The 10,886-nt window shown below is 62.0% G+C and carries 8 protein-coding genes, 1 tRNA gene and 2 rRNA genes (1 of these 11 cut by a window edge); 7 read left to right on the top strand and 4 right to left on the bottom strand.

Annotated elements, in window-relative coordinates; all coding sequences use genetic code 11:
• From ACW17U_RS16315 to ACW17U_RS16305, 3 genes are all read left to right on the top strand, one after another.
• Positions 1-1,735, top strand: a 23S ribosomal RNA gene (locus ACW17U_RS16315); it begins 1,051 nt to the left of the window's first position.
• Positions 1,736-1,845: 110 nt separating this feature from the next.
• Positions 1,846-1,960, top strand: a 5S ribosomal RNA gene (gene rrf, locus ACW17U_RS16310).
• Between the two features lie 74 nt (positions 1,961-2,034).
• Positions 2,035-2,111 (top strand) — tRNA-Met (locus ACW17U_RS16305).
• Positions 2,112-2,238: 127 nt separating this feature from the next.
• Here ACW17U_RS16305 and ACW17U_RS16300 read toward each other — a convergent pair.
• Positions 2,239-2,880, bottom strand: coding sequence for a 3-oxoacid CoA-transferase subunit B (locus ACW17U_RS16300; protein ID WP_492053829.1), 642 nt, complete (start codon positions 2,878-2,880; stop codon positions 2,239-2,241).
• On the bottom strand, positions 2,880-3,605 hold the full coding sequence (locus tag ACW17U_RS16295) for a CoA transferase subunit A (protein WP_062142837.1): 726 nt from the start codon (positions 3,603-3,605) through the stop codon (positions 2,880-2,882). The genes ACW17U_RS16300 and ACW17U_RS16295 overlap by 1 nt, the downstream gene beginning before the upstream one ends.
• Before the next feature lie 144 nt (positions 3,606-3,749).
• On the opposite strand from ACW17U_RS16295, the gene kefF reads away from it, so the two are divergent.
• Both kefF and ACW17U_RS16285 read left to right on the top strand, forming a co-directional pair.
• Positions 3,750-4,316 (top strand): glutathione-regulated potassium-efflux system oxidoreductase KefF, encoded by a 567-nt coding sequence (gene kefF, locus ACW17U_RS16290; RefSeq protein WP_062151086.1) that lies wholly within the window; start codon positions 3,750-3,752, stop codon positions 4,314-4,316.
• Positions 4,317-4,319: 3 nt separating this feature from the next.
• Positions 4,320-6,221, top strand: coding sequence for a monovalent cation:proton antiporter-2 (CPA2) family protein (locus ACW17U_RS16285; RefSeq protein WP_492053826.1), 1,902 nt, complete (start codon positions 4,320-4,322; stop codon positions 6,219-6,221).
• Between the two features lie 44 nt (positions 6,222-6,265).
• Here ACW17U_RS16285 and ACW17U_RS16280 read toward each other — a convergent pair whose 3' ends face one another.
• Positions 6,266-6,946, bottom strand: a complete 681-nt coding sequence (locus tag ACW17U_RS16280) for a YiaD family glycine zipper/OmpA-like lipoprotein (protein ID WP_492053824.1) — start codon at positions 6,944-6,946, stop codon at positions 6,266-6,268.
• A 194-nt stretch (positions 6,947-7,140) separates the two neighbouring features.
• Here ACW17U_RS16280 and ACW17U_RS16275 point away from each other — a divergent pair, with 194 nt between their 5' ends.
• A complete protein-coding gene (locus ACW17U_RS16275; protein ID WP_492053822.1) occupies positions 7,141-8,076 on the top strand; it encodes an isopenicillin N synthase family dioxygenase in 936 nt (311 codons plus the stop codon).
• A 51-nt stretch (positions 8,077-8,127) separates the two neighbouring features.
• On the opposite strand, the gene ACW17U_RS16270 is transcribed toward ACW17U_RS16275, so the two are convergent.
• Complete coding sequence (locus ACW17U_RS16270; protein WP_492053820.1) at positions 8,128-10,017, bottom strand: ubiquitin-activating E1 FCCH domain-containing protein; 1,890 nt, start codon at positions 10,015-10,017, stop codon at positions 8,128-8,130.
• Between the two features lie 130 nt (positions 10,018-10,147).
• Here ACW17U_RS16270 and trmD point away from each other — a divergent pair, with 130 nt between their 5' ends.
• Positions 10,148-10,885, top strand: a complete 738-nt coding sequence (gene trmD / locus ACW17U_RS16265) for a tRNA (guanosine(37)-N1)-methyltransferase TrmD (RefSeq protein ID WP_062142850.1) — start codon at positions 10,148-10,150, stop codon at positions 10,883-10,885.
• The last annotated feature ends 1 nt before the right edge of the window (position 10,886 follow it).

Genomic DNA, 10,886 nt, shown 5'->3' with positions numbered 1-10,886 from the left:
GCTAAGTGGGAAACGATGTGGGTTTGCTTTGACAACCAGGATGTTGGCTTAGAAGCAGCCATCATTTAAAGAAAGCGTAACAGCTCACTGGTCAAGCGAACCTGCGCGGAAAATGTAACGGGGCTCAAGCCAGACGCCGAAGGTATGGGTGTGCGTAAGCACGCGGTAGCGGAGCGTTCCGTAAGCCGGTGAAGGTGAGGCGTGAGCCTTGCTGGAGGTATCGGAAGTGAGAATGCTGACATGAGTAGCGATAAAGAGTGTGAGAGACACTCTCGCCGAAAGCCCAAGGGTTCCTGCGTAAAGCTAATCTGCGCAGGGTTAGTCGGCCCCTAAGGCGAGGCCGAAAGGCGTAGTCGATGGGAATCAGGTGAATATTCCTGAACCAGTTGGAAGTGACGGATCTGGTAAATTGTCTAGGCTTATTGGATTGCTCTGGGCAGTGAACAGGTCCCTGGAAATAACTCCAACGGAGACCGTACCCGAAACCGACACAGGTGGGCAGGTAGAGTATACCAAGGCGCTTGAGAGAACTATGCTGAAGGAACTCGGCAAATTGCACGCGTAACTTCGGGATAAGCGTGACTCTTATTTGGGCAACCAGATAAGAGTGGCACAGGCCAGGGGGTAGCGACTGTTTATCAAAAACACAGGGCTCTGCGAAGCCGTAAGGCGACGTATAGGGTCTGACGCCTGCCCGGTGCCTGAAGGTTAAAGGGAGTTGTGCAAGCAGCGAACTGAAGCCCAGGTAAACGGCGGCCGTAACTATAACGGTCCTAAGGTAGCGAAATTCCTTGTCGGGTAAGTTCCGACCTGCACGAATGGCGTAACGACTTCCCCACTGTCTCCAGCATAGGCTCAGCGAAATTGAATTCCCCGTGAAGATGCGGGGTTCCCGCGGTCAGACGGAAAGACCCTATGAACCTTTACTGCAGCTTCGCCTTGGCGTTAGCAACAACATGTGTAGGATAGGTGGGAGGCTATGAAACTTGGGCGCCAGTTCGAGTGGAGCCATCCTTGAAATACCACCCTTATTGTTGTTGACGTCTAACCGCGGCCCGTTATCCGGGTCCGGGACATGGCGTGGCGGGCAGTTTGACTGGGGCGGTCGCCTCCCAAAGTGTAACGGAGGCGCGCGATGGTGGGCTCAGACCGGTCGGAAATCGGTCGTCGAGTGCAATGGCATAAGCCCGCCTGACTGCGAGACTGACAAGTCGAGCAGAGACGAAAGTCGGCCATAGTGATCCGGTGGTCCTGCGTGGAAGGGCCATCGCTCAACGAATAAAAGGTACTCTAGGGATAACAGGCTGATTTTGCCCAAGAGTCCATATCGACGGCAAAGTTTGGCACCTCGATGTCGGCTCATCACATCCTGGGGCTGGAGCAGGTCCCAAGGGTTCGGCTGTTCGCCGATTAAAGTGGTACGTGAGCTGGGTTCAGAACGTCGTGAGACAGTTTGGTCCCTATCTGCCGTGGGTGTACGAGACTTGAGAGGATCTGTCCCTAGTACGAGAGGACCGGGATGGACACACCTCTGGTGGACCTGTCATGGCGCCAGCTGTGCAGCAGGGTAGCTAAGTGTGGACTAGATAACCGCTGAAAGCATCTAAGCGGGAAACTAACCTCAAAACAAGGTCTCGCTGAGAGCCGTGGAAGACCACCACGTTGATAGGCCAGGTGTGGAAGCGCTGTGAGGCGTGTAGCTTACTGGTACTAATAGCTCGATAGGCTTGATCGTTCTTCAGCCAAACCTATGCAAACGCTCTTTGTAGCTAAACATTCGATGTCTTCTTCAACTTGATATAACCAGTGTCCCTCACCGGACACTGCACGCATCCTTTTTGCTGACCTGGTGGCTATGCCGGGGGTTCCCCACCCGATCCCATTCCGAACTCGGTCGTTAAGTCCCCCTGGGCCAATGGTACTTCGTCTCAAGGCGCGGGAGAGTAGGTCGCCGCCAGGTCCGCTAAAAGGATGCACTTCAAGTCAATCAAAGTCCAAATCCCTACCTTGCGATAAAATCACTACCCTCTTCGCCGCGGGGTGGAGCAGCCCGGTAGCTCGTCAGGCTCATAACCTGAAGGTCACAGGTTCAAATCCTGTCCCCGCACCCAAGATCAAGAACGGCCTCCTTCGGGGGGCCGTTTTTGTTTGTGCCGTCCGCAAAGCTTCCAAACACAAACGGCGCGCACCTCTCGATGCGCGCCGTTCAAGTCTTCCTGAATGCTCAGGCAATGGGGATCAGACCGCGACCTCAAAGGCCGCTTCGGTCTTGGCCCTTACTTCATCGACCGTCACACCAGGTGCCAGTTCGGTCAGCCGCACCGGAGTCTTGCCGCGATTGATCTCGAAGACGCCCAGCTCGGTGATCAGCAAATCCACAACCCCGGCGCCGGTTAGCGGCAGCGAGCAGGCCTTGAGCAGCTTGGCCGCGCCAGATTTCTCGCAGTGATCCATCACGACCACGACGCGCTTGACGCCAGCGACAAGGTCCATGGCCCCGCCCATGCCCTTGACCATCTTGCCGGGCACCATCCAGTTGGCCAGGTCGCCCTTTTCAGAGACCTGCATGCCGCCGAGGATCGACAGGGCGATATGGCCGCCGCGGATCATGGCAAAGCTGTCGGCACTGGAGAAATAGGAGCTGGAGTCCAGCTCGGTGATCGTCTGCTTGCCGGCATTGATCAGGTCGGCGTCTTCCTCGCCCTCATAGGGGAAGGGGCCCATCCCCAACATGCCGTTCTCGCTCTGCAGCGTGACGCTCATGCCTTCGGGAATGTAGTTGGCGACCAGGGTCGGAATACCGATGCCGAGGTTCACATAAAAACCGTCGCGCAGTTCCTTGGCCGCTCGGGCCGCCATGTCGTCACGGGTCCAGGCCATCAGACGGTTTCCTCGGTCTTTTGCCCTCTGGGGCGCGTGGTGACGCGCTCAATGCGCTTTTCGAACGTCGCGCCCTTCAGCACCCGGTCGACATAGATGCCGGGGGTGTGGATATTGTCCTTGTCGAGCGCGCCAATGGCGACGATGTCCTCGACTTCTACGACGGTGGCCTTGCCGGCCGTCGCCATCATCGGATTAAAGTTTCGGGCTGTCTTGCGATAGACGAGATTGCCTTCGGCGTCGGCCTTCCAGGCCTTGACGATAGCGAGGTCGGCGGTCAGGCCGCGCTCCATCACATAGAGTTCGCCGTCAAACTCGCGGACTTCCTTGCCTTCGGCCACCAGGGTACCGACACCGGTCTTGGTGAAGAAGGCCGGAATGCCCGCGCCGCCGGCGCGAATGCGTTCGGCCAGGGTGCCCTGTGGATTGAACTCCAGCTCCAGCTCCCCACTGAGGTAAAGCTGTTCGAACAGCTTGTTCTCCCCCACATAGGACGAGATCATCTTCCGGATCTGGCGGTTCTCCAGCAGGATGCCGAGACCAAAGCCGTCCACACCGCAATTGTTGGAGACGACCGTGAGGTCCTTGACCCCCGTCTCGCGGATCGCCGCGATCAGGTTCTCCGGAATGCCGCACAGGCCAAAGCCTCCGGCCATGATGGTCATGCCGTCGAACAAAAGCCCTGATAGGGCCTCGACCGCGTCTGTCTGCACCTTGTCGACCATGGATCCTCCGTCACAAGCCTTTGGCAAGCCGGTGTTTGGCGAAGGGTCTCGCCCGGCGACCAAAGAAATTCAACCCTTGATGAATAAAATTTCACCGCCTGGAGTCGACGCGTGAATCCTGACGAAACTGGCGGTGAAGCTAACATCGGTCGGTCGCCGCCTGCTACCTCTGGTGTGTTGCTGGTCCTGGCCCATCCCGCCCTTGAGCGCTCCCGTGCCAATCGTGCCCTGGCCAAGGCTGCAAAGGGGCTGGCCGGGGTTACGCTCCTAGATCTCTATGAGGCCTATCCTGACTTTGCGATCGACATCGAAGCCGAGCAGGCCGCACTGCGGACCCATGACGTCATTGCCCTGCAGTTTCCACTCTACTGGTACTCGACCCCGGCCCTGATGAAGGAGTGGCTGGACCTCGTATGGCTGCACGGCTTCGCCTATGGCGAGGGTGGCACGGCCCTGCAGGGCAAGCGGCTGTTCGTGGCCTGCACGACCGGCGCGAGCGCCAAGGCCTATCATGCCCAGGGCTATAACCGCTTTGCGATGGATGACTTTCTCCGGCCGCTCGAGCAGACGGCTCATCTCTGCGGCATGGTCTGGGAAACGCCGTTTGTGGTCCACGGTGCGGCCGTCAAGGACGACGCGGCGCTGAAAGCCGAGGCCGAGCGCTACCGCGCCCGCCTCGTCTCGCTGATGCCGGCTGAAGTAGAGGTCTGAGCCTTGCAATCCTTTCTCACCCAGACCCTGTTCTATCTCGGGGCCGCCGTCATTTCGGTGCCGATCGCCAAGCGCCTGGGGCTCGGCTCCGTGCTCGGCTATCTGATCGCCGGCGTCATCATCGGGCCTCACGCCCTGTCCCTGATCGGGGCCGAGGCCGATGTGATGCAGTTTGCCGAGTTCGGCGTCGTGATCCTGTTGTTCCTGATCGGTCTTGAGGTACAGCCCTCGACCCTCTGGGACATGCGCAAGGCGATCTTCGGTTTCGGCGGTGCCCAAGTCGTCGCCACCTCGGTCGCGATCGCCGGCGTGGCGGTCCTGCTGGGCCTGCCCTGGCAGACAGCCCTGGCCGTCGGCATGGTCCTGGCCATGTCGTCCACGGCCATCGTGCTGCAAACCCTGGACGAGAAGGGCTTGCGGCAGGGACCGGTCGGTCGGGCAGCCTTCGGCATTCTTCTGCTGCAGGATCTGGCGGTCATCCCGATGTTCGCCCTTCTCCCGTTTCTGGCCACCATTGCTCCGGAAACCCACGGCGAAGCCGCAGGGCATGGGGCGAGCCTGGTCTCTCATCTGCCGATCTGGGCCCAGGGCCTGTCGGTGCTGGCGGCCGTCGGTGCCGTGGTTGGGGGCGGGCGCTATCTGGTGCGGCCGCTGTTCCGCTTCATCGCCAAGGCCCGTCTGCGCGAGATCTTCACCGCATCGGCCCTGCTGATCGTCGTCGGCGTGGCGAGCCTGATGCAGACCGTCGGCCTGTCACCGGCCCTTGGTGCTTTTCTGGCCGGCGTGGTCCTGGCCGAAAGCGAGTTCCGCCGTGAGCTAGAGACCGATATCGAGCCGTTCCGCGGCCTGCTGCTCGGACTTTTCTTCATTACAGTAGGCGCGGGGGTCGACCTGCCCCTGATCGTCCGCCAGCCCCTAACCCTGGCCGGCGTCGTGATCGGCCTTATGGTTCTGAAGTTTCTGGTCATGCTGGGTCTGGCGCGCCTGTTCGGAGCTCCCTTGCGCGGTGCCGCCGCCGTGGCGACGGCCCTGGCCCAGGGCGGCGAGTTTGCCTTCGTTCTGCTGACCTTTACGGTCGGGGCGGGGGTGATTGGTGCTCCGCTGGCGGCCCTTCTGACCGCCGCCGTCGCGATTTCCATGGCGCTCACACCCCTTGCCATGATCCTCTATGAACGGGCCGCTGCCGCCCTCGATGCCGCCATTCCGGATGTGACCCCGGAAACCGGAGATTTCGACGAGGGCGAGCCTGACATCATCATCGCGGGTTTCGGCCGCTTTGGTCAGATCACGGGCCGCCTGCTGACCGCCAACGGCTTTCGTTCCACGGTTCTGGACAGCGATATCGAGCAGATCGACCTGCTGCGCCGCTTCGGTCGCCGGGTGCATTATGGTGACGCGACGCGGATGGATCTGCTGCGGGCCGCCGGGATCGAGCGGGCCCGCATGCTGATCGTGGCGCTCGACGACCGCGAAAAAACCGTCGAACTGGTCGAGACCGCCCGCAAGGCCTTCCCTGATCTGGTCATCCTGGCCCGAGCCTGGGATCGGCGGCATGCCTATGACCTTCTGGCCAATGGGGCGGATGCGGTCGAGCGGGAAACCTTTGAGTCCGCGCTGTCCCTGGGCGAGACGGCCCTGCGCAAGCTGGGCTTCCGGGCCCATCGCGCCCATCGCGCCGCCTCCTTCTTCCGCCGTCACGACCGGCGCACTTTCGAAGAGCTGCGGCCGATGTGGGGCCAGGAGGAGGCCTATATTCTGGCCTCGCGCGATGCCGCAAAGACCATGGACCGGCTGCTGGCCGCCGACCTGTCGCGCATGCGTCCAGGCGATTCCGGGGGCTCCTGGGATACGGCCAGCCTGGAACAGGAGTTGCGTGAACGGGCAGAGCGGGAGGGGGCCGACTAGGCCAGGCCCTCCCCCTGTCGGGGAAGGGCCTGCGAAGCCTGACCCTACTGCGTCACCGGCCGCAGGATGATCTCGACACGCCGATTCTGGCTGCGACCGGCCGCCGTGCCGTTGTCGGCGACGGGCTGGCTTTCACCCAGTCCGGCCACGAAGACCCGACCGCCCAGAACCTGGCCCGTACCGACCAGATAGGCGGCGACCGCACTGGCGCGCAGCTCTGACAGGGTCTGGTTATACGCGTCCGGCCCACTGGAATCGGCATGGCCGACCACGTCGATGGTGGTCTGCGGATAGGCGTTCAGGGTGCGGGCGACGTCGTCCAGAACCCGGGTGAACTGGGGCTGTACGTCCGATTGATCGACGGCAAAGGTCACGTCGCTGGGCATGACCAGAATGATCTGGTCGCCGTTGCGGCGGATCATCACGCCTGAGCCTTCAAGGCTGCGGCGAAAATCGGCCTGCTGCCGGTCCATGTAGTTGCCCACCGCGCCGCCCGCCAGGGCACCGATGCCGGCACCGATCAGAGTATTTTTCCGGCCCTGTTCTCCCGAATTGGTGTTGGTCAGATAGCCCAGGACGGCCCCGACGCCGGCTCCGGTCAGGGCGGCCGTCCCGGTATTGTTGCGTACCGGCATGCCGGTATAGGGGTCGGTGGTGGTGCAGGCCGCCAGGGTGGTGGCGGCTGCCAGCAGGGTCGCAAGGGCGGTCTTCTTCATCGTCATCATGGCCGTGGTGTTCCGTCTTCAGATCCGGCGTGTGTCGTCACGCTTGTACATCGAAGGGGCAAACGCCCACCTCAAGGTCAAGTTCCATCCTTCGACCTGACTGGGCGATGAACGGCCCTTCGCTCACGGCGGTTCCCGGTGTAGTAAGTCGCGACTTACTAGTTTCCGACCGACTTGCTGAAGGCTTGCCCAACGTGTCCACGTCCGCGATCGAACCGGTTTCGTTCACCCTCTATCAAAAAGACTTTGCCGGTTTTGCCCAGGCCCTGGGGGCCTCGTTTGAGCGCTACGGTTTTGCCGTGCTGTCGGACTATGACCTCGACCAGGACCGGATCGATGCGGCCCTCTCCGATGCCAAGGCCTTCTTCGCCCTGCCCGTCGACATCAAGAAGCAATATGCCGGGATCAAGGGCGGTGCCCGCGGCTATATCCCGTTCGGTGTCGAGACCGCCAAGGGCGCGACCCATCATGACCTCAAAGAATTCTGGCACATGGGCCGCGACCTGCCAGCCGGCCACCGGTTCCGCGCCACCATGGCCGACAATGTCTGGCCGGCCGAAATCCCGGCTTTCAAACATGACGTCTCCTGGTTCTACAACGCGCTCGACACCATGGGCGGCAAGGTGCTTGAGGCCATTGCCGTCTATCTGAAGCTGGATCGCAGCTTCTTCAAACCCACCACTGAGAACGGCAACAGTGTCCTGCGGCTGCTGCACTACCCGCCGATCCCGCTCGATGCCACGGGCGTCCGGGCCGGGGCGCATGGCGACATCAACACCATCACCCTGCTGATGGGAGCCGAAGAGGGCGGGCTGGAACTGCTAGACCGCAATGGCCAGTGGCTGCCGATCAATCCGCCGCCGGGCTGTATCGTCATCAATATCGGCGACATGCTCGAGCGCCTGACCAATCACGTCCTGCCGTCGACCATCCACCGCGTGCAGAACCCGCCGCCCGAGCGCCGCCACATCCCGCGCTACTCGACTCCGTTCTTCCTGCATTTCGCATCAGACTATGAGATCAAAACCCTGCCGGGCTGCATCACCGCTGAAAACCCGGACCGCTATCCGGACTCGATCACTGCCGATGAATTCCTTCAGCAGCGCCTGCGCGAGATCAAGCTGGCCTGACGGTCTGCTGATCCAAATCCGAGAAGCCCCGTCCAGACCGGCGGGGCTTTTCTATTTGGATATCCGCAGCGACGAGATCTCCTGGGCGATGGCCTTGAAGGACGTCTTCAGTTCAGAGCCGGTGGCCGGGAAGAAGGCCTTGGAAGAGTCGGAGGCACAATCGGTAAGGAAGGTCTTGGCGGTCGCATCCGAGCCGACGTCAAAGCCGACCGTGTACAGAGTGATGTCATAGGCACTGTTCTTGATTGCCGTGCACAGCGCCCTGGCCTGAGTGAAGGGGTCGCCATTGGTGGCGTTGCAGTTGATGTGGTCTTCGTCGCTGCCGCTGCCGCTGCCGGCGTTGGCCGCGATCACGCCATTGCAGTAGGGCGTGTTGAAGGCACCGTCGGTCATCATGATGACCACCTTCATCAGGTCCTTGGTCTTGTAGGCCGCGGGGCGCTGCGAGGCGCTCGGCCAGAGATAGCCGAAGTTCGGCGCAACCATGTACCAGCCCCAGGCAAGCCCGATCTGACCGGCCGTCGAGCCGCCCGCAGCGAAGCTGTTGATCTGGGCCTTAAGTGCGGTTTTGTCGCTGGTCAGCGGCGTGATCGTGGCGGTAGGGCAGGGGTTCGCGGAATTGGTGTCTGGCCAGACCGACGGATAGTTCGTCCCGACATAGGCGGTGCTGGGTGCCGCGTCTGTATAGGCGTTTGCCCCCGTGCGCTCGCTGACGCAGGTGCTGATGGCGCGAACCTCGTCCGTGTTCCAGTTGCTGACATAGGAAAGCTGCCGACATCCGGGGTTCGTGCTCTGCTCACAGGTCGCCGTGCCGCCACTGGTGTAGGCGGCCGTGCCCAGGCCCGCGACACCCGTGTCAAAGGTTGTACTGGTCAGGCTGGTGATCGAGACGGTCTGGCCGTTCAGCGTCGTCGTGCCGCCGATGCTGGCGAAGCTGACCTGGTCGCCTGTCGAAAAGCCATGTGAAGCGCTGGTCTTCGCCACCAAGCTGCAATCGCTGGTGACGCACTTCTGGATCTTGCCGCCGCTCGCGTAGTTTGACTTGGATCGGGTGTCCGCACCGCCCAGCGACACCTGACTCGAGCTGACACGCGTGACCGTATAGTTTTTCCCGTTCAGTGACGCCATGCCGCTGGTCGCATTGCCGTTGATCCCAGAGATATAGACTCTGTCGCCCGTCACCAGGCCATGGCTCGATGAGGTCACCACCGCTGGCGAGGCCTTGCTCACGCCCGAAATCGAGGTCCCTGTCGCCAGCCAGTCAACGCCACTGATGCTTCGCACCGGGATCGGACCCCGCACGGCGTCCGCATAGGTGTCGACGTTCACCCCGGCGGCATAGGGCACCAATGCGATCTTCGAATAGAACGGCGTCTGCGTATCGCGGACGATGATGTCGACCAGGTCCGAGGCGGCGACCTTCAGATCGCTGATCCGCGTGCCGCTCATCGAACCCGTGATGTCCAGCACCAGCGAGACTTCGAGATCCTTGGACGAGCGGACGACTTCAGACGTCGCGGTGACAGTGAAGTTACCGCTCTGCCACAGGTTGGCGACGATGGGCTTAAGGGTCGCTGTGGCCGAGCCAAGGACCCGATTGTTGGTCCCTGCCGAGAACGTCGAGCTCGACGCCGTAAGGCCGAGGTTCATGCCCGAAACCTCGACCAGGAAAGCCGCGTCGCCCACGGTTTCAAGTTCGGCATTGGTGACCGCCGTCGAGCGCGCCGCGATCAGGGTCGCCGCATCCAGGGCGTCCTGCATTTCGCGGCGCTGCTGGTTGATACGGCTCAGATCGATCAGGCCAAACACCAGGATCGCCAACGGGATAATCAGAAAGGCGAACTGTACGGCGATGGCTCCCCGGTCATCGCGCGCCAGCCGACGGGCGAAGCGGCGAAGGCCATCGCTCAGGCTTTGAAGGGGGCGGCTGTTGGCGGGCATTGACGTTCCGGACGGCAGGCTTTGCCAGACCTTGGCCCATGTTGGTGAAGAAGGTGAAAACAGGGGCCGTAAACCCGCCCGCGGGGCGGCGCGCTTCGACAATTGGCGTTTGCGGCGCTAAAGAGCGGCCATGCCGTTCACTGCCACCGTCATGACCATGTTCCCCGAGGCCTTTCCCGGCCCGCTCGGCGTCTCGATGATCGGGACGGCCTGGAAGGACGAAGACCTGTGGCGATTGGAAACACTGGACATTCGGGCCTTTTCCAAGGATAAGCGCGGCTTCCTCGACGACACCCCTGCGGGTGGCGGCGCGGGAGCCGTTCTGAAAGCGGACGTTATCGCCGCCGCGCTCGACAGCGTGGAGGTCGGTGGACGGCCGCTTTTGTATATGAGTGCCCGGGGTCGGCCCCTGACCCAGGCGCGCGTAAGGCAGTGGAGCGAGGCGCCCGGGATCATAGTCCTGTGCGGCCGTTTCGAGGGGGTGGACCAGCGGGTGCTCGACGCCCGGGGGTTCGAGGAGGTCTCGGTCGGAGACGCGGTCCTTGCCGGTGGCGAGGCGGCGGCGATGGTCGTGATCGAGGCGTGCGTTCGACTTGCCCCGGGGGTTCTGGGGAACATCGAGAGCACGCTGGAAGAAAGCTTCGAGGACGGCCTCCTCGAGCATCCGCAGTACACGCGACCGCGGACGTTTGAAGGGCTGGATATCCCCGAGGTGCTGCTGTCGGGCGACCACAAGCGGGTCGCGCAATGGCGGTCCAGTATGCGTGAAGAGACGACACGCGAGCGGCGGCCCGATCTTTGGGAAGCGCATCTCGCCAATCAACAGGCAAAAGGCGGCCCGAAAACGGGTAAGCCCAAAGGAGACTGAA

This window comes from Caulobacter sp. AVps16 (assembly GCF_058681455.1).
The sequence above is the reverse complement of the archived record's forward strand: the minus strand, read 5'-3'. Positions and strand labels throughout refer to the sequence as shown.